This is a genomic window from Methylorubrum populi (assembly GCF_002355515.1).
In the GTDB taxonomy this organism is placed as follows: domain Bacteria; phylum Pseudomonadota; class Alphaproteobacteria; order Rhizobiales; family Beijerinckiaceae; genus Methylobacterium; species Methylobacterium populi_A.
Map to the genome: position 1 here is coordinate 2,345,745 of NZ_AP014809.1, position 20,899 is coordinate 2,366,643.

18 protein-coding genes are annotated in these 20,899 nt (G+C 68.9%); 12 read left to right on the plus strand and 6 right to left on the minus strand.

Annotated elements, in window-relative coordinates:
• The first annotated feature begins 23 nt into the window (after positions 1–23).
• The 3 genes from MPPM_RS10760 (at position 24) to ppx (ending at position 4,996) form a co-directional block, all read left to right on the plus strand.
• Positions 24–806 (plus strand): P-loop NTPase family protein, encoded by a 783-nt coding sequence (locus tag MPPM_RS10760; RefSeq protein ID WP_096487806.1) that lies wholly within the window; start codon positions 24–26, stop codon positions 804–806.
• A gap of 193 nt (positions 807–999) precedes the next feature.
• A complete protein-coding gene (locus MPPM_RS10765) occupies positions 1,000–3,366 on the plus strand; it encodes an RNA degradosome polyphosphate kinase (protein WP_096485068.1) in 2,367 nt (788 codons plus the stop codon).
• Between the two features lie 76 nt (positions 3,367–3,442).
• Positions 3,443–4,996, plus strand: coding sequence for an exopolyphosphatase (gene ppx, locus MPPM_RS10770; RefSeq protein ID WP_096485069.1), 1,554 nt, complete (start codon positions 3,443–3,445; stop codon positions 4,994–4,996).
• A gap of 21 nt (positions 4,997–5,017) precedes the next feature.
• Here ppx and MPPM_RS10775 read toward each other — a convergent pair whose 3' ends face one another.
• The 3 genes from MPPM_RS10775 to MPPM_RS10785 form a co-directional block, all read right to left on the minus strand.
• A complete protein-coding gene (locus MPPM_RS10775) occupies positions 5,018–6,214 on the minus strand; it encodes a hypothetical protein (protein ID WP_157914166.1) in 1,197 nt (398 codons plus the stop codon).
• Positions 6,211–6,969, minus strand: coding sequence for an RDD family protein (locus tag MPPM_RS10780; RefSeq protein ID WP_096485071.1), 759 nt, complete (start codon positions 6,967–6,969; stop codon positions 6,211–6,213). The genes MPPM_RS10775 and MPPM_RS10780 overlap by 4 nt, the downstream gene beginning before the upstream one ends.
• Positions 6,970–7,247: 278 nt before the next feature.
• Positions 7,248–7,547 carry a hypothetical protein gene (locus MPPM_RS10785; RefSeq protein WP_096485072.1) on the minus strand — a complete coding sequence of 100 codons (300 nt, stop codon included), beginning with the start codon at positions 7,545–7,547 and terminating at the stop codon, positions 7,248–7,250.
• Positions 7,548–8,001: 454 nt separating this feature from the next.
• Between MPPM_RS10785 and MPPM_RS10790 the strand changes: the two genes are divergently transcribed.
• Both MPPM_RS10790 and MPPM_RS28880 read left to right on the plus strand, forming a co-directional pair.
• Positions 8,002–8,298 (plus strand): type II toxin-antitoxin system prevent-host-death family antitoxin, encoded by a 297-nt coding sequence (locus tag MPPM_RS10790; RefSeq protein WP_096485073.1) that lies wholly within the window; start codon positions 8,002–8,004, stop codon positions 8,296–8,298.
• Between the two features lie 206 nt (positions 8,299–8,504).
• Positions 8,505–8,732, plus strand: coding sequence for a PIN domain-containing protein (locus tag MPPM_RS28880; protein WP_244573535.1), 228 nt, complete (start codon positions 8,505–8,507; stop codon positions 8,730–8,732).
• Positions 8,733–8,876: 144 nt separating this feature from the next.
• Here the strand turns inward: MPPM_RS28880 and MPPM_RS10800 are convergent, their stop codons facing one another.
• Complete coding sequence (locus MPPM_RS10800; RefSeq protein WP_096485074.1) at positions 8,877–10,079, minus strand: pyridoxal phosphate-dependent aminotransferase; 1,203 nt, start codon at positions 10,077–10,079, stop codon at positions 8,877–8,879.
• A 443-nt stretch (positions 10,080–10,522) separates the two neighbouring features.
• Here MPPM_RS10800 and MPPM_RS10805 point away from each other — a divergent pair, with 443 nt between their 5' ends.
• From MPPM_RS10805 to pyrH, 5 genes are all read left to right on the plus strand, one after another.
• Positions 10,523–12,505 (plus strand): acyl CoA:acetate/3-ketoacid CoA transferase, encoded by a 1,983-nt coding sequence (locus tag MPPM_RS10805; RefSeq protein ID WP_096485075.1) that lies wholly within the window; start codon positions 10,523–10,525, stop codon positions 12,503–12,505.
• Between the two features lie 361 nt (positions 12,506–12,866).
• On the plus strand, positions 12,867–14,543 hold the full coding sequence (locus tag MPPM_RS10810) for a methyl-accepting chemotaxis protein (protein ID WP_096485076.1): 1,677 nt from the start codon (positions 12,867–12,869) through the stop codon (positions 14,541–14,543).
• 209 nt (positions 14,544–14,752) lie between these two features.
• Entirely contained in the window at positions 14,753–15,817 is a 1,065-nt protein-coding gene (locus tag MPPM_RS10815; protein ID WP_096485077.1) for a 30S ribosomal protein S2, read from the plus strand.
• 130 nt (positions 15,818–15,947) lie between these two features.
• A complete protein-coding gene (gene tsf, locus MPPM_RS10820) occupies positions 15,948–16,868 on the plus strand; it encodes a translation elongation factor Ts (RefSeq protein ID WP_096485078.1) in 921 nt (306 codons plus the stop codon).
• Between the two features lie 125 nt (positions 16,869–16,993).
• On the plus strand, positions 16,994–17,716 hold the full coding sequence (pyrH, locus tag MPPM_RS10825) for a UMP kinase (RefSeq protein WP_096485079.1): 723 nt from the start codon (positions 16,994–16,996) through the stop codon (positions 17,714–17,716).
• 217 nt (positions 17,717–17,933) lie between these two features.
• Here the strand turns inward: pyrH and ppa are convergent, their stop codons facing one another.
• On the minus strand, positions 17,934–18,473 hold the full coding sequence (ppa, locus tag MPPM_RS10830) for an inorganic diphosphatase (protein WP_096485080.1): 540 nt from the start codon (positions 18,471–18,473) through the stop codon (positions 17,934–17,936).
• A 370-nt stretch (positions 18,474–18,843) separates the two neighbouring features.
• Between ppa and MPPM_RS28885 the strand changes: the two genes are divergently transcribed.
• A complete protein-coding gene (locus MPPM_RS28885; RefSeq protein WP_244573536.1) occupies positions 18,844–19,275 on the plus strand; it encodes a hypothetical protein in 432 nt (143 codons plus the stop codon).
• 188 nt (positions 19,276–19,463) lie between these two features.
• Here the strand turns inward: MPPM_RS28885 and MPPM_RS10840 are convergent, their stop codons facing one another.
• Positions 19,464–19,970, minus strand: coding sequence for a GNAT family N-acetyltransferase (locus tag MPPM_RS10840; RefSeq protein ID WP_096485081.1), 507 nt, complete (start codon positions 19,968–19,970; stop codon positions 19,464–19,466).
• Between the two features lie 198 nt (positions 19,971–20,168).
• On the opposite strand from MPPM_RS10840, the gene MPPM_RS10845 reads away from it, so the two are divergent.
• Positions 20,169–20,894, plus strand: a complete 726-nt coding sequence (locus tag MPPM_RS10845) for a fused DSP-PTPase phosphatase/NAD kinase-like protein (protein WP_096485082.1) — start codon at positions 20,169–20,171, stop codon at positions 20,892–20,894.
• Positions 20,895–20,899: the final 5 nt, after the last annotated feature.

The window sequence follows — 20,899 nt, forward strand, 5'->3', positions numbered from 1 at the left end:
CCTCCCCGTGTATGCTGAGCCCCATGCGCGACACCGCTCCCCCCAAGCAGCTCGCCTTCGACCTGCCGCTCGATCCCCGCTACGGCGCCGAGGATTTCCTGGTCAGCCCCTCCAACGAGGAGGCCTATGCCCTGATCGAGGCTTGGCCCGACTGGCCGGACACCGTGTTCCTGCTGCGCGGCCCGCCCGGCAGCGGCAAGAGCCATCTCGCCTCGATCTGGGCGACGCGGGCGCAAGCCTGGACGGTCCCGGCCGCGGACGTCTCGATGGAGCAGGTCTCCCACCTGATCTCCAACGGTGCCCTCGTGGTCGAGGACGTCGACCGTGAGGCGGCCCGCGACGAGGCGGCCCTGTTCCACCTGCTCAATCTCGCGCGCGAACGGCGCTTTCCTGTGCTGCTCACGGCCTGCGGGCCGGTGGACGGCTTCGGCCTGCGGGTCGCCGACCTGCGCTCGCGGCTGCGGCTCGCCCCCGGTGCCGAGATCGGCCCGCCCGACGATGCGCTGCTGAAGGCGGTCATCGTCAAGCTGTTCGCCGACCGGCAGCTCGGGATCGACACCTCGGTGGTCGACGCTCTGGCCCTGCGGATCGACCGCTCGCTCGCCCGCGTCCGCGAGGTCGTGGCCGAACTCGATCGCGACGCGCTCGGCCGCCGCCGCCGCATCACCCGGCCGCTGGCGCTCGCCGTCCTCGAACGGATGGAGGCGGATGACGGACGGGCGGGGACCGGTGAGGACGACCGGGACGAGGAGGGCCCGGATGGGGAAGACCGAGGCGCGGACCCGTTGGACGGAGGCGCCGTGTGAGGCCCGGGCGATTGTCACGAAACCGTCAAACAGGTTCGATGACCCTATGTTAGGGAGCCGCGCCGGAACGACGCGTTCCCGGGCCGAGGCGGGTGTCGCTTCGTCGGGCGGGCGCGCCACACTGCATGGATCGGAGCCGTTCCCGACCGCATTGTGATCGGGAAGGCCTGCGAGGCGGAAGGGAGTCAGGGCGTTGTCGGAAGTGGAGTCGGATGCCGTCGCCCGGGACGCGGAGACCGTCGAGGCCGAGGAGACGAGTCTCGCCACCGAGCGGGGCGTGCGCAGCGAGTCGGCCCGCGCCCGCACCGCCCGCGCCGCCCGCATCCTCGCCGCGGAGAAGGCCGCCGAGAAGCCGGCCGAGCCCGATGTCCGGACCGAGGGCGCCGCGGCCGAGGCCGCTCGCGAGCCGGTGCTGGAGGCCGGGCGCTCCCTGCGTCACTCCCCCGAGCGCTTCGTGAACCGCGAGCTGTCCTGGCTCCAGTTCAACCGCCGGGTTCTGGAGGAATCCGCCAACCCGAACCACCCGCTGCTTGAGCAGCTCCGCTTCCTCTCGATCTCGGCGAACAATCTCGACGAGTTCTTCATGGTCCGCGTCGCCGGCCTGCACGATCAGGTCCGCGCCGGCCTCGTCGTTCCCTCGCAGGACGGCTTGACTCCCTCCGAGCAGCTCGCGCGCATCGGCAACGAGGTCTCGCGGCTGGCCCTTGACCAGCAGGAGCGCTGGCGGGCGCTGCGGGAGGAGCTGAACGCCAGTGGCATCCATCTGGCCGATCCGTCCGAGCTGTCGGACGAGCACCTCGCCTGGCTCGACGACTACTTCCTGTCCTACATCTTCCCGGTGCTGACGCCGCTCGCCATCGACCCGGCGCACCCTTTCCCGTTCATCCCCAATCTCGGCTTCACCGTCGCGCTGATGATGGTTCGGCCGCGCGACGGGCGCACCCTGCGTGCCCTGATCCGCCTGCCGTCCCTGCTCGACCGCTTCGTCCGCCTGCCCGACGTGGCCGGCGACGGCACCGCCCGTTTCATCGCCATCGAGCAGGTGATCGCGAAATACGCGAGCCGGCTCTTCCCCGGCTACTCGCTGAAGGGGCAGGGCGCCTTCCGCGTGGTGCGCGATTCCGATCTGGAGATCGAGGAGGAGGCGGAGGACCTCGTCCTGCACTTCGAATCGGCGATCAAGCGCCGCCGCCGCGGCGTCGTCATCCGCCTCGAGATCGAGGCGGGCATGACGGAGGAGCTGCGCGCCTTCGTCGCCGACGAGCTGGAGATTGCCCCCGATTCGGTCTTCGTGGTCGAAGGGATGCTCGCGCTCAACGAGCTGTCGCAGATCGTCGGGATCGACCGGCCGGACCTCAAGTTCAAGCCCTACAATCCGCGCTTCCCCGAGCGGATCCGCGAGTCGGGCGGCGACGTCTTCGCTGCGATCCGACAGAAGGACTTCATCGTCCACCACCCCTACGAGTCGTTCGATTCGGTGGTGCAGTTCTTAGGCCAGGCTGCCCGCGACCCGAACGTGGTGGCAATCAAGCAGACGCTCTACCGCACCTCCTCGAACTCGCCGATCGTCGCCGCCCTGGCGGAAGCCGCCGAGGCCGGCAAGTCGGTCACCGCGCTGGTCGAGTTGAAGGCCCGCTTCGACGAGGAGGCCAATATCCGTTGGGCGCGCAACCTCGAGAAGGCGGGCGCGCAGGTGGTGTTCGGCTTCGTCGAGCTGAAGACCCACGCCAAGCTGTCGATGGTGGTCCGCCGGGAGGGCGACCGCCTCGTGACCTACTGCCATCTCGGCACCGGCAACTATCACCCGATCACCGCGCGGATCTACACCGACCTCTCCTTCTTCACCGCCGACCCGGCCATCGCCCGGGACGTCTCGCGCATCTTCAACTTCGTGACCGGCTACGCCGAGCCGGCGGAGCTGGAGCGCATGGCGGTCTCGCCTCTGACCCTGAAGCCGCGCCTGCTCCAGCACATCGAGGAGGAGATCGCTCACGCCAAGGCCGGACGCCCGGCGGCGATCTGGATCAAGTGCAACTCGCTGGTCGACCCGCAGATCATCGACGCGCTCTACGACGCGAGCCAGGAGGGCGTGCAGATCGACTGCATCGTGCGCGGCATCTGCTGCCTGCGGCCGGGCATTCCGGGCCTGTCCGATACGATCCGGGTCAAGTCGATCGTCGGGCGCTTCCTCGAGCACGAGCGCGTCTACGCCTTCGGCAACGGCGCCGGGCTGCCGCATCCCAAGGCCACCGTCTACATCTCCTCGGCCGACCTGATGCAGCGCAACCTCGACCGGCGCGTCGAGGCGCTCCTGCCGATCACGAACCCGACTGTGCATCAGCAGGTGCTCGACCAGATCATGCTGGCCAATCTCCTCGACAACCGGCAGAGCTGGCGTGTACTGGCATCGGGTGCCAGCGAGCGGATCACCCCCGCGGAAGGGGAGGAGCCGTTCAATGCGCACAAGTATTTCATGACGAATCCGAGCCTGTCCGGGCGCGGCAAGTCGTCGAAGAAGTCGAGCCCGCGGGCGCTCAGCCGCCGCGCCCAGCGGTCCTGATCGCGGGGCCGGTGTTTCGGCCCCGCTTCATCGTGAGCGCCCCGTCCGCGGGGCGCCTCCCTGACACGGGGGCTGCATGGGTCCGACACGTCCTCACCTGACGCTCGCCCACTCCGCCGAACGCCCGGCTCCGATGATCACTGGCATGACGTTCGAACCCGTCGCGATCATCGATATCGGCTCGAATTCCGTGCGGCTCGTCGCCTATGACGGGCTTCAGCGCGCCCCGACGCCGCTCTACAACGAGAAGGTTCTGTGCGGTCTCGGCCGCAGCGTCTTCTCCACCGGCCGCCTCAACGAGGATTCGGTGCAGCGGGCGCTGACCGCGCTCCGCCGCTTCCGCGTCCTGTGCGACACGATGCGGATCTCGCGCATCTTCGTCCTGGCCACCGCCGCCGCGCGGGATGCCGCCAACGGCCCGGCCTTCCTGGAGGCGGCGGGCGCGGCGCTGGGCCAGGAGATCCAGCTCCTCTCCGGCCGGCGCGAGGCGGAGCTGTCGGCGCTCGGCGTCGTCTCCGGCTTCTACGCCCCGGACGGCGTGGTGGGCGACCTCGGCGGCGGCTCGCTCGAACTCGTCGACGTCAAGGGCACCACGGTCGGGCAGGGCGTGACCATGCCCCTCGGCGGGCTGGCGCTCCAGGATCTCTCCGAAGGCTCCCTCAAGAAGGCGCGCAAGGTCGCCCGGGAGCATCTGAAGAAGGCCGAGCCGCAGCTCGACACCCTGCGCGGGCGCAGCTTCTACGCCGTCGGCGGCACGTGGCGGGCGCTCGCCCGCCTGCATCAGGCCGCCCGGCAATACCCGCTCCACGTCATGCACGGCTACACGGTCGAGCCCTCCGACGAACTGAGCTTCCTCGAAATGGTCGAGCAGACCGATGCCGCGACCCTGCAGGAGGTCGAGAGCATCTCCGAGGCGCGCCGGCCGCTTCTGGCCTTCGGTGCGGTGGTGCTCGAAGAGATCATCCGGCTGGGCCGCCCCCGCGAGATCGCGATTTCCGCCTTCGGCGTGCGCGAGGGGCTGCTGTTCGAGCAACTCGACCGCGAGACCCGCCTCACCGACCCGCTGATCGTCTCGGCCCAGGAGCTGAACCTGCAGCGCGCCCGCTCGCCCGATCACGGCGCGGAGCTGCGCGACTGGACCGACCATTTCGTCACCACCCTCGACGGCCCCGAGACCGCGGGCGAGCGCCGCTTGCGCCACGCGGCCTGCCTGCTCTCCGACATCGGCTGGCGGGCGCATCCCGATTACCGCGGCGAGCAGAGCCTCAACGTGCTCGCCAACGCCGCCTTCGCCGGCATCGACCATCCCGGCCGCGCCTACCTCGCGCTGTCGGGCTATTTCCGCCACGAGGGCGTCGCGCCGGAAAAGGCGAGTCCGACCCTGCGCGCGCTCGCCGGCCCGCGTCTGTTCGACCGTGCCCGCCTCGTCGGCGCGCTGATGCGCGTCGCCTTCCCGATCTCGGCCGGCATGGCCGGGCCGCTCAAGCGGATGCCGGTCACGGTGGAGGATGGGAAGGTGGTGCTGCGCCTGCCCGCAGAATGGGCCGACCTCAACGGCGAGCGTCTGCTGAGCCGCGTGCGCGGACTGGGCCGCGTGGTCGGCCTCGACGGACGGGTCGAGGTCGTCTGACCTTCGAGCCGGGGAACCGCCTCAATCCGGTTTCCCGGCTTTCGGCCCGTCATCCTCGCGGATGCCTCCGGGGGTGTCTTCGACGGGATCTTCGGCGGGGCTTTGGGGGAGTGGATCGACGAGGCCGGTCAGCGCCCCGCGTTCGAGCAAGGTCTCGCTGTCGACCTCGTACATCCCTTCGTGGCCGCGCCGGTTGGCTTCCGCGATGATCTCCGGCGGCACGCCGCGGCGCTTGAGGAAGTCGTCGCCGAGCCTGTCCGCGACCGCGAGAGCGAGATTGAAGCCGAACAGGCTTCCGCGCTTCTCCTCCGCATCGACGATCGAGAGGGCGTGGAAGCCGATACGCATGTCCCGGTCGGCGAGGCGGTGGGTTCCCGCCATCAGCACGAGGGTGCAGGCACTCTCGCAGGTCTGGCGCGCGATCACGGTGGCACCGGGCCGCTTCTCGAGCACCGCCGCGACGCCGAGCGCCTCGGTGACTAGGCCGCCACCGCTGTTGATCTCAATTCGAACGGGATCAGGAAACGACGCGAGAGCCCCGAGCACGGCCTTTTCGAAGCCGAACCCGACATCGCCGTCGATGACGATGCGGTCGGGCGCGGTCGCGCGTGTGACCGTGAACGACCAACCGGCGACATCGACGAGATCGTCCGGGACGACGGCGGTGAAAATGCCCTGCAGCACCGTGAGCAGACAGCCGATCCCGACGAGGCCGACCGATGCCATGCGCAGGGCGCGCCGCCGGCCGGGCCGCCGCCTCAGACGCATCGCGCAGCGTCGAGCACTCCAAGCGGCGGCGATGGTGAGCGCGCCCATGGCCACGGCGAGCCCGGCATAGGCGGCGCGCAGCACCGGCAGCGAGGGCAGATCCGCCACGTCCCACAGAAGCACGCCGCAGACGGGCAGGATCACCGCTGCTGCCGCTGCGACGAAGGCCACCAGCGTGAAGAGGAAGGCCCCGAGCGGGGGGCGCGGCCCGCCTGCGGGCCCGTCGGGGAAGCGATCGTCGAAGGAACCCCAGCCGGGGACGCCCGGAGACCAGATGGGATCGGAGAGGCGCACGCGGCCCTTCGCGAGATCGGCCCGCATCTCCGCTTCGCCGAAGGGGCCTCGCACCCGCCCGAAGCGGTCGAGCCGCCACCAGGGCGACGCGTCCGGCCTCCCGACCGGCCTCGCCGTGCCGGGCTCGTCGGGCGCTGTTGCGCGAGAGTCCGTCATATCGCTGCGCCCAGCAAGGCAAGAAGGCCGAACAGAAGAAGCAACAGAACCAGGCCGGCGATGACGCCGCGCGGCGGGCGCCGGCTGTAGACGCGCAGGTCGAGCGCGCTGTCCCAGGCCGTCGTCCCGGTCGCCTTCAGCCGGCGGTAGGCGATGACGTTGGCGATCAGCGCGAGGACCAGCAGGCCCACCGCCTGTCCCTTCCACCAGATCTGCCCCTCGCGCCGCAGCGCCGTGCGCAGCGGAAGGCGCGCTTCCGGGGCACCGGGCGCAGCGACCCTGAGGCCGAACAGGTACTTGCCGAGGGTCGTGCCGAAGAGGGCCATGGCGATGGCGTCGAGGGGCACGACGAAGAGCGTCGCCAGGACGGCCTCCGGCAAGGGCTGCCACGCCACCACGTAGCGTTCGAGCACGTCCTTCGTTTCCGGAACCAGCTCCGGCAGGCCCAGGATCAGAGCCGCGCACAGACCGTCACCGACGACCGAGACGTCCACCAGCCGGGCGAAGAAGCGGCGCCACGGCCGCGGCGGCGTCTCGGACCAGTACTCTCCTGCGGACAGAGCGTCGGGATAGGGCGGCGGTTGCGCGAAAAGCTGCGGCACCGCCGATCCGGCCGTGCCCTCCTCGCAGCCGCCGCTGCGCCAGAGCGGCGTGTCGGCCGTCATCCGCCCTGTTCGCACGAGGCGGGGGAGATCGTCGTCCGCGACCGCCGCCGCGAGGCCCTCTTCGAGGCGCCCGATCCAGTGTGCCGTCACGGATCAGGCCTCTCGCCGCGAATCCGGAGACCGCCCTGCGGCACCGGTCGCGTCTTCGATCTGGAATCCGACATGGCCCGTCCCGTCGCTCCCCGACTTTCGGCGAAGCTTGATCGGCGGCATCCGTGCTTCGTCACGGGGCGGCCAAGGCAAACGCATCGGCGGAGCAAGTAGGCGCCGACATGCGGCCCGACAGGACGGCGCGCGCGAAGCGTCTTTCAATCCTTTGCTAATGTCGGGGTGAGCCCTCGACCGGCGCGGCCGGCTCAGTCCGGCAGTCAGCCCGACAGGCGGGTATGCGCGATCGCGATTTCCCGCTCGGCATCGGCCATCAGGTAGGCGATGCGGGACCCGTCGAGATTGGCGTCGGTCAGGCGCTGGCGCAGCTCGGCCTCGTAGCTCTTCTGCTCGGCGCGCCGCGGGGGCGGCAACAGACGCAGCAGCATCGGGCTGGCGATTTCGCTGCGCACCAGGCCGCGGTGGTTGGCGAGCCGCCGCAGGCTGCTGGCGAGGTCTTCGAGTTTCGATTCCGGCAGGTATTGGCGGGCGGAAACGCGGGCTCTGCCGGCATGAGACATGGAGCGACCTTTCTCGGACAACGTGCGAAAGATTGCCTGCGAGCGGTTTGTTTTCCCTTGAGAAAGACCGTTAACGGCGCTCCGGTTCGGCGTGCGAGGACCGGTGCTGTTCGGCCTGTGATGGGGAGGCAGAGAGGTGGGCCTTGCGCCGGGATCGCGGTTCCTGTTCCCCGCGCTCCCGACGCACCGGCAGCCGCTCGGCCCACTGAGCGTCACAGGAACGGCGCAGAGAACTGGTCCGCACCGCCCCGTCACTGCCGGCCCCGCCGCCACGCAGGCCCGAGAGGGCTCGCGAAACCGTCAGGCGCATCGGCCGCGGGGAGGGCCGATGTAGAGGCCCGCGCCGCCGCGGGCAACCGCGCCGTGACGCCGCGATGCGCTCTGCGCATCGCGGGATCGGCCGGCCGTGCCCCGCGGCGTTAAAGCCGGGATCGAACCTGCTAGTCTGGATGGCATGACCGACAGGGCTGATCCGACCGACCCGGGAGGCACGCCGGCCCCTTCGTGGCCGCCGGCCGATGCGGGCGCCCGCTTCGGTGAACTTGTCCGGTGCGTCCGGAACGAGGGACCGCAGCACGTAACAGTCCCTGGGCAGGAGGAGGTCGTCGTCATCTCCGCCGAGGAGCTCCGCCGCCTCAAGGGGGAGGCGACGGGGGCGGCTCTGGTCGCAGCCTCTCCGGCTTCGCCCTGCCGAGATGTCGAGATCGAGCCGGAAGGTCTCCCCATGCCCGTCCGCGACCCAGTGCTGTGACAGGTTGGCTGCTCGGTACGAACGTTCTCTCGGAGTTGCGCAGGGCTCGACCGGATCCGAACGTCGTCGCCTTTGAGTGCTCAACCGCTGGCCAGTTTGCACGTCAGCACGGTGAGCTTGGCCGAGATCCGGTTCGGCATCGAGCGACGGGATGATGAGGCGAAGCGGGCGGCCCTGAGGCGTGGCTGGCCTCGGAGGTCCGCCCGATGTTTCGCGACCGCATCCTTTCGGTCACCGAAGATGTCATGCTGCGCTGGCGGATGATCGTCGAAGAGGAACGGAAGATCCGCCACACCTTCTCGCAGCCCGACCTCATCATCGCCGCGACGGCGCTCGAGCATGGGCTGATGCTCGCGACCGGCGACATCGAAGATGATCGGAAGACCGGCGCTGCCCCGGTTAATCCCTGGACTGGCGCCACCATCGCCGGATGATGTCTCGGAAGTCTGTCGAGTGGGGCTTCCGCGGCAGCCCGGGGCACTTCCCGGATATCGTATCCGAGACAATGCTCCGGCCTCTTGTTTTTGCATCATCCCGAAAGTCGAGGGCCGGCTTCGGGATGATGCTCCAGGCGCCGCTTACCGCAGCGAGCCGCAGAAGCGCTGGATGCGGCGGCAGGCCTCTTCCAGGGTCTTGTTGGAAGTGGCGTAGGAGATGCGCAGGTTCGGGCCGAGGCCGAAGGCTGAGCCGTGGACCGCCGCGACGCCCTCCGCCTGAAGCAGCTCGGTGACGAAATCCTCGTCCGTGGCAATGGTCTTGCCGGTCTCGGTGGTCCGGCCGATCAGCTCGGCGCAGGACGGGTAGACGTAGAACGCACCCTCGGGCACCGGGCACTTCAGGCCCTTCGACTGGTTCAGCATCGAGACCACGAGGTCGCGCCGCTCCTGGAACGCCGCCTTGAAGCGGGCGAGGTGCTCCTGCGTGCCGTCGAGCGCCGCCACCGCCGCCCATTGCGAGATCGAGGAGGCCCCCGACGTCTGCTGGCCCTGGACGAAGTCCATCGCCTTGATGAGCTGTTCAGGGCCCGCGGCGTAGCCGATGCGCCAGCCGGTCATGGCATAGGCCTTCGAGACGCCGTTCATGGTGAGCGTGCGGTCGTAGAGGCCGGGCTCGACCTGGGCCGGGGTGACGAATTCGAAGTCACCGTAGGTCAGGTGCTCGTACATGTCGTCGGTGAGCACCCAGACCTGCGGATGGCGCATCAGCACGTCGGTGATCTTCTTCATCTCGTCGCGGGTATAGGCGGCGCCCGAGGGGTTCGACGGCGAGTTGAGGATAATCCACTTGGTCTTCGCCGTGATGACGCGCTCGAGATCCTCCGGCTGGAGCTTGAAGTCGTGCGCCATGTCGGTGTCGGCGAAGACCGGCGTGCCGCCGCACAGGATCACCATCTCCGGGTAGGAGACCCAGTAGGGGCGCGGGATCACCACCTCGTCGCCGGGGTTCAGCGTGGCCAGCAGCGCATTGTAGATGACATGCTTGCCGCCGGTGCCGACGATGGTCTGCGAGACCTTGTAGTCGAGCCCGTTCTCGCGCTTGAACTTCTTGACGATCGCCTCGCGCAGCGGGTTGATGCCCGAGACCGGCGGATACTTGGTCTCGCCGCGGCGGATCGCGTCGATCGCCGCCTCCTTGATGTGGTCGGGCGTGTCGAAATCCGGCTCGCCCACCGAGAGGCTGATGACGTCGACGCCGGAGGCTTTCAGCTCACGGGCCTTCTGGGTCATCGCAATGGTCGCGGACGGCTTCACCCGCGAGAGGGCGTCGGCGAGAAAGCCCATGGGAATTCTCCGAAAGATCTTCGAGTGTTCAAAGCGGCCCGAAGGATGTTCCGGGCATCGCGGGCTCTCGTAATCATGCGCCGCGGCACGAGCAAGCGCGGCCGGTGGGAGGCTGCCGTCCGGCCGAGGCGGCCCGAGCCGCCCTCGCCGGGAGCGCGGTCCGTCAACGGACGTCTGCAATTTTTCTCAAGCTGGAACGAAGAGTTTTTCAGGCGTAAGCTGACAAGGTTTTCGGGTATTGTCGCAAGCAAGATGTGCAGTTTATTGCAGTGCGACAGCATATCGATGCACTGCAATGATAAATGCATGCAGAATTCACGCGGCTCGATGCGGACGGAAACTATCCGATCCTGCGGGGCCGGGCGACACTATTCCGGGCGGAAGCGGCAAGAGGCGGACGGTACCGCCCGGCCGGGCCAGGCAAGCGGAGGACGGCAGGCTCCATGAAGAAGAACAAGGTCATCACGGCCGAGGAGGCGATCGCCCTCATCCGCGAGAACGATGTCCTGACCACGACGGGTTTCGTCCAGAGCTGCATCCCGGAGGCGCTGCACGCGGCGCTGGAGAAGCGCTTCGTCGAGACCGGGAGCCCGCGCGGCCTCACCCTGATCATGACCGCGGGCGCGGGCGACTCGAAGGGGCTCGGTACCGGCCGTCTGCACCATGACGGGCTGCTCTCGCGGGTCATCGCCGCCAATTTCGGACGCATGCCGAAGGTGGCGCAGGCCGCGCAGGCCAACCTCATCCGCGGCTACAACCTGCCCCAGGGCGTGATCTCGCAGCTCTACCGCGCCTGCGCCGCCGGCCAGCCGGGGCTGTTCTCGAAGGTCGGGCTCAAGACCTATGTCGATCCGCGCCACGGCGGCGCCAAGGTCAACGAACTGACCACCGAGGACATCGTCAAACTCGTCGAGGTCGATGGCGAGGAGTGGCTGTTCTACACCGCCACCAAGATCGACGTGGCCTTCATCCGCGCCACCTCCGCCGACCCGTCGGGCAACCTCTCCTTCGAGAAGGAGGCGCTGACCCTCGATTGCCTCGCGCAGGCCATGGCCGCGCGCAACAACGGCGGCATCGTCATCGCCCAGGTCGAGCGCATCGTCGATGACGGCTACCTGCTGCCCAAGGACGTGCGCGTACCCGGCATCCTCGTCGACGGCGTCGTCGTGGCCGAGCCCGAAATGCACCGCATGAATTACGGCGTGATGTACGACGCCGCTCTGGCCGGCGAGATCCGCGTTCCGGTCACCGGCATCAAGCGGATGGCGCTCAACGAGCGCAAGATCATCGCCCGGCGCGCCGCCTTCGAACTGCCGCCCAACGGCGTGGTCAATCTCGGCGTCGGCGCCCCCGAGGGGATCTCCTCCGTGGCGAACGAGGAGAAGATCACACCCTACATCACGCTCACCACGGAAGCCGGCGCGGTCGGCGGGGTGCTGGCCTCGGGGTCGAGCTTCGGCGCGGCGACGAATGCCGACTGCATCATCGACCAGAACCAGATGTTCGACTTCTACGACGGCGGCGGCCTCGACATGACCTGCCTCGGCATGGCCGAGTGCGACGGGGCCGGCAACGTCAACACCTCGAAGTTCGGGGGCAAGCTCAACGGCTGCGGCGGCTTCATCAACATCTCGCAGAACGCCCGCTCGGTGGTCTTCGCCGGCACCTTCACCGCGGGCGGCCTGGAAATCGCCGTGCAGGACGGTCAGGTGAAGATCGTCCAGGAGGGCAGGGCCCGGAAGTTCGTCACGGAAGTCCAGCAGAACACCTTCTCCGGCCCCTACGCGGTCGAGCGCTCGCAGCCCGTCATCTACGTGACCGAGCGCTGCGTGTTCCAGCTCACCAAGGACGGGCTCGAACTGATCGAGGTGGCGCCCGGCATCGACATCGAGCGCGACATCCTCGCCCACATGGATTTCGCGCCGATCGTGCGCAATCCGGTGCCGATGGACGCGCGCATCTTCCGCGACGAGCCGATGGACCTGATCTCGGACCTGCTCAACCTCGATCTGAAGTCGCGGGTCAGCCTGGATACCGAGCGCAACATCCTCTTCATCAACCTGGAGGGCTGGTACTGCCGGGTGAAGAGCGACATGGACGAACTGCGCATGACCATCGTCGAGGCCTGCCGCAAGGCCGGCCAGCGGGTCAACGCCGTGATCAACCACGACGGATTCCGGCTCAACGAGAATCTCTACGACGATTATGCCGGGATGATCCAATATCTCCAGGCGAACTACTACGCGACGACGACGCGCTACGCGACCAGCGCCTTCCTGCGCCTGAAGATGGAGGAGGCCCTGACCAAGCGCGGCGTCGCCCCCCACGTCTTCGAGCGCAAGGAGGAGGCCCAGGCCTTCCTCGGCACGACCGAGGACAAGAAGGCCCGGAAGATGATCTCGCCGGCGGTGGCCTCGGCGGCCTGAGCGTCCGGCGCAGGGATCTTCGACATCTGGCGATCCTCGGGGCCGGCGATGCCGGCCTCTCTGCCCGCAGCGGGGTTCGTGAACCTTCGGCGCGTGAACATCCGTCGTCGGACGGATGTCCCGACGGACCGGGCGGCCCGGTGGTGCGCGCCCGATCCTCGTCAGCAGCGTGGGAGCGGTGTCGCCCGGCCCGGAGAGAGGACGCGGGGTTCAGGCCGCGCCCGCGCTCACGGTCGAGGCTACAGCGACCGGAGGGGCAAGTTTATTTTTAACAAATGATCGCAAGGCGCAGAACGGCTCATCGAACTAATTGTTAATGGGACTTCGGCGAAGGGTTGTATCTCGCCCTGGGATACGTCGGATGAAGATCACCCTCAGAAACAGCCTGATGGGGCTGTTTGCAATCATGCTCGCTCTGTCCGTGACGCAGGGCGTCGTCACGCTGTCCAAGCTCGACGCTATCGACGCCAAGACGTCGGAACTGCTCGACAACGCGGTCCCGTCGATGAACGAGGCGAACGCCATCAACGCCCTCGTCATCCGCACGCGCCTCTGGCAGTTCCGCTACATGACCGCCGAGAACGAGGCGGCGAAGACGGAGAGCGTCGGAAAGGTCGCGGAATTCATGCGGGACCGCGCCGCCAAGGTTGAGGCCTACCGCTCGCTCGTCGCCTCGCCCGAGGAGCAGTCGGCCTACGACGCGCTCCGGGGCAAGCTCGATCTCCTGCTCTCCGACTGGGAGCGGCTGCGCGCCTATCCGGCCGACCGCTACGAGGAGGCGATGGCCGCCTTCCGCGGGCCGATGAACACGAACTACCTCGCGGCCTCGGCCTCGGTGCGGGCGCTCATCGACATCAACCTCGCTGCGAGCCGCACGGCCGAAGCCCAGGTGCGGCAGGCTCAGCGGGAGGCGAGCCGCATGACGATGATCATGCTCGCCGTCAGTCTTCTCACCGCCGTGGGCGCCACCGCCTTCTCCTTCCTCGGCGTGTCGCGGCCGATCGGCCGGATGAGCGCCGCCATGCGCCGCCTCGCCGGGGGCGATACCGCCTCGCCGATTCCCTACGGCCACCGCCGCGACGAGATCGGCGAGATGGCGGCCGCGGTCGATGTCTTCCGGGACAACATCATCCGCACCCGCGCCCTGGAAGAGGAGACCGCGCTTGCCCGCGCCTCGGCGGAGGAGCAGCGCAAGGCCGGCATGCGGCAGATGGCCGACCGCTTCGAGGCCGCGATCGGCGGCATCGTGGCCACGGTCTCGGCCTCGGCGACCGAGCTGCGCACGACGGCCCAGTCGATGAGCGCGAATGCCGAGGAGACCGCGGCCCAGTCCGTCAGCGTCGCCGCCGCCGCCGAGGAAGCCTCCGCCAACGTTCAGACCGTGGCCGCCGCCGCCGAGGAACTCGGCGCCTCCGTCAACGAGATCGGCCGGCAGGTGGCGGGCTCCGCCGACCTGGCCCAGTCCGCCGTCGGCGAGGCCAACGGCACCGGTGTCCTGGTCCAGGATCTCGCCCAGGCGGCGAGCCGGATCGGCGACGTGGTCAATCTGATCTCGTCGATCGCCGCCCAGACCAACCTGCTCGCCCTCAACGCCACGATCGAGGCGGCCCGCGCCGGAGCGGCCGGTCGCGGCTTCGCGGTCGTTGCGGCCGAAGTGAAGGAACTGGCCAGCCAGACCGCCCAGGCCACCGCCGAAATCTCGAGCCAGATCACGCAGATACAGGGATCGACCGATCAGGCCGTCGCCGCGATCGGCGGCATTGCCGGGCGCATCCGCGAGATCAGCTCGGTCGCCACCGCGATCGCCTCGTCGGTGGAGCAGCAGGGGGCGGCCACCCGTGAGATCGTCATCAATGTCGGCCAGGCGGCCACCGGCACCGGCGAGGTGACGAGCACCATCGCCAGCGTGGCGGGGGCAGCCGAGGAGACCGGCGCGGCGGCGAGCCAGATGCTCGCTTCCGCTTCCGCCCTGTCGCAGCAGGCCGACCACCTCGGTGCCGAGGTCGCGCGCTTTCTCGCGACGGTGCGGGCCGCCTGAGGCCGGAGACGCGCCTCCTGAGGACGGCGGCGGAACGGGGCGGCGTGGCAGGTTGGCGGGAGCCGCCTTGCCATCCCGCCCCGTCTCTGCTAACGCCCCGCCCATTCCACACGCGGAGCCGGCCCCATGCCTGAATGGGGCGTTTCCGGTGGCCGGCGAGATGCCGGCTACATCCTCCGCGGCGGTATCAACCGGAGAGACAAAGAATCATGGCCGTCGATTTCTCTATGCGCCAGCTCCTCGAGGCCGGCGCGCATTTCGGGCACCAGTCGCACCGCTGGAACCCGAAGATGCAGCCCTACATTTTCGGCACCCGTAACAACATCCACATCATCGACCTCGCCCAGACGGTGCCGGCGCTGCACGCCGCCCTCCAGGCGGTGAGCGACACCGTCGCCCGCGGCGGCCGCGTGCTGTTCGTCGGCACCAAGCGCCAGGCGGCGGACGCCATCGCCGAGGCGGCCAAGCGCTCGGCCCAGTACTACGTCAACTCCCGCTGGCTCGGCGGCATGCTGACCAACTGGAAGACCATCTCCGGCTCGATCCAGCGCCTGCGCAAGGTCGACGAGACGCTCGAGGGCGGGGCTGTCGGCCTCACCAAGAAGGAGCGCCTCATGCTGACCCGCGAGAAGGAGAAGCTCGAGAAGGCGCTCGGCGGCATCAAGGACATGGGCGGCGTGCCCGACCTGCTGTTCGTGATCGACACCAACAAGGAGCAGCTGGCGATCAAGGAGGCCCAGCGCCTCGGCATCCCGGTCGCTGCCATCGTCGACACGAACTGCAACCCGGACGGCATCTCCTACATCGTCCCGGCCAATGACGATGCCGGCCGCGCCATCGCGCTGTACTGCGACCTGATCGCCCGCGCGGCGATCGAGGGTATCGGCCGCGGCCAGGGCGCGCTCGGCATCGATGTCGGCGCCTCCGAGGAGCCGACCGCCGAGGAGCTGCCGGCCAACGACGACGTCGTGGCCTCCGTCGCTTCCGACGCGATCGCCCCGGCCGACGTTGCCGCGCTCGCCGAGTCGACCGAGCACTTCGAGCAGCTCGCTGCCCCGCGCGGCGCGCCGGACGACCTGACCAAGCTCACCGGCGTCGGCCCGCAGCTCGTGCAGAAGCTCAACGATGCCGGCGTGTGGCACTACTGGCAGATCGCCGCCATGCAGCCCGAGGACGTGGCCAAGCTCGACGCCGACCTGAAGCTGAACGGCCGGATCGACCGTGACGGCTGGATCGCGCAGTCCCGCGGCTTCGTCGAGGCCGCCGCCGCCTAAATCTCACGCGCGCCGCCGGGATCTTCTCCCGGCGGCCCGAGTGTCATCACGCTGCAAAGCCCGGTGCTTTCAACGAGCGCCGGGCTCATTCGCTTCAAGACCCGCACTTTCAGACCCCGAGAGGATCGCCATGGCCAACATCACCGCCGCACTCGTGAAGGAGCTTCGCGAAAAGACCGGCGCCGGCATGATGGATTGCAAGGGCGCGCTCAACGAGACCAACGGTGACCTCGAGGCGGCGGTGGATTGGTTGCGCAAGAAGGGTCTCGCCAAGGCCGCCAAGAAGGCCGGCCGCGTCGCCGCCGAGGGCCTCGTCGCCGTCGAGTCCGCCGGCCGCCACGCCGCCGTCGTCGAGGTGAACTCCGAGACCGATTTCGTCGCCCGCAACGACGGCTTCCAGGCCTTCGCCCGCGAGGCCGCCAAGCTCGCGCTCAACACCGACGGCACCCTGGAGGGTCTCCAGGCCGCGACCTTCCCCGGCTCGTCCGAGACGGTTCAGGAGAAGCTCTCGAATCTCATCGCCACGATCGGCGAGAACATGACCCTGCGTCGCGTCGAGAAGCTCGAAGTGAGCAAGGGCGTGATCGCCTCCTACGTCCACGGCCAGATCAGCGAGGGCCTCGGCAAGATCGGCGTGCTCGTCGCGCTCGAGTCCGAGGGCGACGTCGAGTTCCTCTCCACCCTCGGCCGCCAGATCGCGATGCACATCGCCGCCACCAGCCCGGTGGCGCTGGACGCCTCCGGCGTCGATCCGGCCGTGGTCGAGCGCGAGTCGAACATCCTGCGCGAGAAGAACGCCGGCAAGCCGGACCACGTGATGGCCAAAATCGTCGAGAGCGGCCTGAAGAGCTACTACAAGGAGGTCACCCTCCTGGAGCAGCCCTTCGTCCACGACGGCTCCAAGACCATCACCCAGGTGCTCAAGGAAGCCGCGGGCAAGGCCGGCGCCGAGGTCGCGATCAAGGGCTTCGTCCGCTACGCGCTCGGCGAGGGCATCGAGAAGGAAGAGGGGCCGGACTTCGCCGCCGAAGTGGCGAGCATGTCGCGCTGATCGTCACCGATCCTCACAGGTCGTCCGAAAGGGGCGGCGGCAGCGATGCCGCCGCCCCTCGACGTTCCGGCCCTCGTGTTGTTAGAAGCCGCGGCGCTGTTTGAGCCCGAGCCGACGAGGATCCGATGCCGGAGACGACGCCCTACCGCCGAGTCCTCGTGAAGCTGTCCGGCGAGGCCTTGGCCGCCCCCGACGGGTACTGGCTGCACCCACCGATGCTGGCGGCCCTGGCCGAGGACATCGCCGCCACCGTCTCCCGCGGGATCCAGATCGCGGTGGTCGTGGGCGGCGGCAACCTGATCCGCGGCGCGCGCATTTCCCAGGCCGGCTGGATCGACCGGGCCACCGGCGACTCGCTCGGCATGATGGCCACGGTGATGAACTCGCTCGCGATCGAGACCGCGCTCAACGCCGCGGGCGTGCAGGCGCGGACCATGTCGGCGGTCTCGATGCCGACGATCTGCGAGACCTATGCCCGGCAGCCGGCCCTGCACCACCTCGACAAGGGCCAGGTCGTCGTGCTCGCGGGCGGCACCGGCAACCCGTACTTCACCACCGACACGGCCGCGGTCCTGCGCGCGGCGGAGCTGCGTTGCGATGCCGTGCTGAAGGCGACGCAGGTGGACGGCGTCTACTCGGCCGATCCGAAGCGCGACCCGGGGGCGATCCGCTACGATTGCATCACCCACGACGAGGCCATCGCCCGCGATCTCAAGGTGATGGACACCGCCGCCTTCGCCCTAGCGCGGGAGAGCCGGCTCACCATCGTGGTGGGTTCGGTCCACGCGCCGAGTTCGATCAACGCGATCCTGACGGGCGCCTCGGTATCCACCCGCGTGGTACCGTGACGATGGCGGCCCGGTCGGGCCTGTTGTGATTCGGGGCCGCCGTCCGCATTCGGATACGGGGCTGCTCGGCCTCAACTATCGCTGGTAGCTTGGCCGGGATACGAGCGGCCTTCGGGTTTCCGGCACATCGCACCATCCCGGATGCCGGACCCGAGGCGGTTGAAGTCCTCCGGGCCGCGACGGATGTCAGCCGCAGCCCGAAGGGACGGGAAGCGGCTCAGCCGGCCTTGTGGGCCTTCTCGCGCTCGATGCCTTCGAGGATGAGGCGCTGGGCTTCCGCCTTGTCGCCCCAGCGCACGACCTTCACCCACTTGCCCGGCTCGAGATCCTTGTAGTGCTCGAAGAAGTGCTGGATCTGGCTGACCGTGATCTCGGGCAGGTCGGTGTAGTTCTCGATCCGGTTGTAGCGCTGGGTCAGCTTGCGCGAGGGCACGGCGATGATCTTCTCGTCCTCGCCGCCATCATCCTCCATCACCAGAACGCCCACGGGCCGCACCGAGATGATCGCGCCGGGGATGATGGCGCGGGTGTTGGCCACCAGCACGTCGCAGGGGTCGCCGTCGCCCGAGCGGGTATGGGGGATGAAACCGTAATTCCCCGGATAGAACATCGGCGTGTAGAGGAACCGGTCGACGACGAGTGTGCCGGCATCCTTGTCCATCTCGTACTTGATCGGCTCGCCGCCGAGCGGAACTTCGACGATGACGTTGACGTCCTCCGGCGGGTTCTTGCCGATCGAGATGGCGTTGATGTCCATGGGCCTGTGCTCTCTGAAATCCGGCCGCCGGACGCGTCGCCCCCGTCCAACGGATGCATCGTGCGGGAGCAGCGCACGATGCCGCACCCATCGTTCGATGTCTTAGAGTGAGCGGGCAGGAAATGAAATCGTTCCTCAGGCCAAGTTGGCGCGTCCTCCAGCGTCCCGCGGCACAAATACCGCATCGAGCGCCCCGGCATTGCCTCAAGCCCGGACCGCGCCCCGTTCGCCGCCTTCACTTGCAAGATCCCGCATCCATCCCACATCCGTCCGGCGGCTCGCGCGGGAACACGCGAGCGGTTCAAGCGTAAGCATAAGCGGACAACCCAGCGCGCGGGTCGGCTCGGCCCACGCGACGCAAGGGCGTGACATGAAGCGCATTGCCATCATCGCCGTCGGTGCCTTGGCCCTGGGTGCGGGCGCCTTCGCTGACGCCACACCGGCCCGCGCGGACGAGGAGGCCGGCTACGGCCGCAGCACGGTTCGGGAAACCAGGACGGTCCGGCGTCATGCCGCCCACCGGCCACGACGGCTCGTGCGGGAGATCATCGTCGAGCGGCCCGTCTACCGGACCCGGATCGTGCGCGAGGTCATCGTCGAGCGGCCGATCTACCGGCCGCGCCGGATCGTGCGCGAGGTGTTCTTCGATCCCGACGCTGTCGGGCCGCCCCCCTTCGCCTACGGACCGCCGCCGCGCTTCGCCTATGGGCCGCCGCGCTTTGCCTACGGGCCCCGCTTCGTCCGGCCGCCGCTTCGCCCGGTCGGTTACGGTCCCGGCTTCGGCTACGGCCCGTTCTTCTAGAGCGCATTCCGACGAAGTGGTCACCGGTTCGTCGAGAGAAGGCGCGCCAAAACAATGAGCTAGAGACGCCGGCGTGATGCAATCAGGCCGGATACGGGTCTAGCATGTCGCCGCCAGCAGGGCGCCCGCATCGTTCGAGCCGGTGGTGCGCGTCAGGTCCGAACGATCGGATCGGCTCCGCTGCGCGATCAGGTGAACAGATAGCCGATCTTCGGCAGGCGGATGCCTGAGACGCGCTCGACCGATTCCGGACCGGCAACCCCGCCCAAGCCCTCGTAGAAGCTGCGGGCGCGGGGATTGTCGGCGAGCGCCCAGACGCCGATGCGGGTGAGACCGCGGTCGATCAGGTCGTTGCGGACGGCCCGGAAGAGGCGGGTGCCGAGCCCGAGGCCCTGGAATTCCGGGGCGATGTAGAGTTCGTCGATCTCGCCGTCCGTCCGCATGGCCCGGTCCCGCACCCGGCCGTAGGCGGCGTAGCCCGCGATCTGGTCGCCGAACGCGATGACGGCGAGGCCCCGCCCGCCGCCGATCATGCCGCGCCATGTCTCCGGCCCGCGGCGGGCGAGAAAACGCTCCAGCGCGATCCCGGGGATGATTCCCTGATAGGCTTCGCGCCACGCGGCATCGAACACCGCCGAGAGGCCGGTGGCATCCGCGGCGCGGGCGCGGCGCAGGCTCACCGTGTTCGTCGTCATCGCGAGCTCCGATTGCCAACGGGCAAGACATGATGCTGGCAAAGGCACCGGTTCGGCAACGGGCCGAGACCGCGCCCCAGCGACTTGCGACATCCGCTTCGCGCCGCCATCGATCCAACGGCGTCGGCAGCGGTCCGCGTTGTCGCCCGAATCGCGGGCTGTTAGAGGAACGCTCCGACAGGCCTCCCGCAGCGATCCGTGTTCAACCGCTTCCTTCCTCCCGAGACGCGCTATGCGCGGCGCATGGCCCGCATCGCGAAGTTCGAGCGGCCGATCGACGGCTCCGTCTCCCGGGCCAAGGCCTGGGCGAACATGCTGCTCGTCGATCACGGAATCTTCCGCCTCGCCTATCTCAACCGGCACCGGATCGGCACCGGGCTGGTCTGGCGCTCGGCCCAGCCGACGCCGCACCAGCTCGCATGGTTCAAGCGCCAGGGCGTGCGCACGATCGTGTCGCTGCGCGGCGGGCGCGAGCACGGGTCCTGGCCGCTGCAGCGCGAGGCCTGCGAGCGGCAGGGGCTGACGCTGGTCGAGTTCGTGCTGCGCTCCCGCGAGGCACCCTCCCGCGAGACCCTGCTCGCGGCCCGCGACTTCTTCGCCGGCCTCGAATACCCGGCGGTGATGCATTGCAAATCGGGGGCGGACCGGGCCGGACTCGCCGCCACCCTGTTCCTGATCCTGCACGAGGGCCGGCCGGTGCGGGAGGCCCTGCGCCAGCTCTCGCCGCGCTACGGCCATTTCCGCTTCGCCAAGACCGGCATCCTGGATGCGTTCTTCGCCACCTATCTGCGCGAGGGCGAGGCGCGCGGGCAGAGCTTCCTCGACTGGGTCGAGCACAGCTACGATCCGCAGGCGGTGACGCAAAGCTTCCGCGCCGGTTTCTGGTCCGACATCGTCGTCGACCGCCTGTTGCGGCGCGAATAGGCCGG

Excerpts from the sequence above, each read along its gene's own strand:
- MPPM_RS10760 (WP_096487806.1), top strand. The coding sequence starts at position 24 with ATGCGCGACACCGCTCCCCCCAAGCAGCTCGCCTTCGACCTGCCGCTC.
- ppx (WP_096485069.1), top strand. The coding sequence starts at position 3,443 with ATGGGTCCGACACGTCCTCACCTGACGCTCGCCCACTCCGCCGAACGC.
- MPPM_RS10775 (WP_157914166.1), bottom strand. The coding sequence starts at position 6,214 with ATGACGGACTCTCGCGCAACAGCGCCCGACGAGCCCGGCACGGCGAGG.
- MPPM_RS10785 (WP_096485072.1), bottom strand. The coding sequence starts at position 7,547 with ATGTCTCATGCCGGCAGAGCCCGCGTTTCCGCCCGCCAATACCTGCCG.
- MPPM_RS10790 (WP_096485073.1), top strand. The coding sequence starts at position 8,002 with ATGACCGACAGGGCTGATCCGACCGACCCGGGAGGCACGCCGGCCCCT.
- MPPM_RS28880 (WP_244573535.1), top strand. The coding sequence starts at position 8,505 with ATGTTTCGCGACCGCATCCTTTCGGTCACCGAAGATGTCATGCTGCGC.
- MPPM_RS10800 (WP_096485074.1), bottom strand. The coding sequence starts at position 10,079 with ATGGGCTTTCTCGCCGACGCCCTCTCGCGGGTGAAGCCGTCCGCGACC.
- MPPM_RS10805 (WP_096485075.1), top strand. The coding sequence starts at position 10,523 with ATGAAGAAGAACAAGGTCATCACGGCCGAGGAGGCGATCGCCCTCATC.
- MPPM_RS10810 (WP_096485076.1), top strand. The coding sequence starts at position 12,867 with ATGAAGATCACCCTCAGAAACAGCCTGATGGGGCTGTTTGCAATCATG.
- MPPM_RS10815 (WP_096485077.1), top strand. The coding sequence starts at position 14,753 with ATGGCCGTCGATTTCTCTATGCGCCAGCTCCTCGAGGCCGGCGCGCAT.
- tsf (WP_096485078.1), top strand. The coding sequence starts at position 15,948 with ATGGCCAACATCACCGCCGCACTCGTGAAGGAGCTTCGCGAAAAGACC.
- pyrH (WP_096485079.1), top strand. The coding sequence starts at position 16,994 with ATGCCGGAGACGACGCCCTACCGCCGAGTCCTCGTGAAGCTGTCCGGC.
- ppa (WP_096485080.1), bottom strand. The coding sequence starts at position 18,473 with ATGGACATCAACGCCATCTCGATCGGCAAGAACCCGCCGGAGGACGTC.
- MPPM_RS28885 (WP_244573536.1), top strand. The coding sequence starts at position 18,844 with ATGAAGCGCATTGCCATCATCGCCGTCGGTGCCTTGGCCCTGGGTGCG.
- MPPM_RS10840 (WP_096485081.1), bottom strand. The coding sequence starts at position 19,970 with ATGACGACGAACACGGTGAGCCTGCGCCGCGCCCGCGCCGCGGATGCC.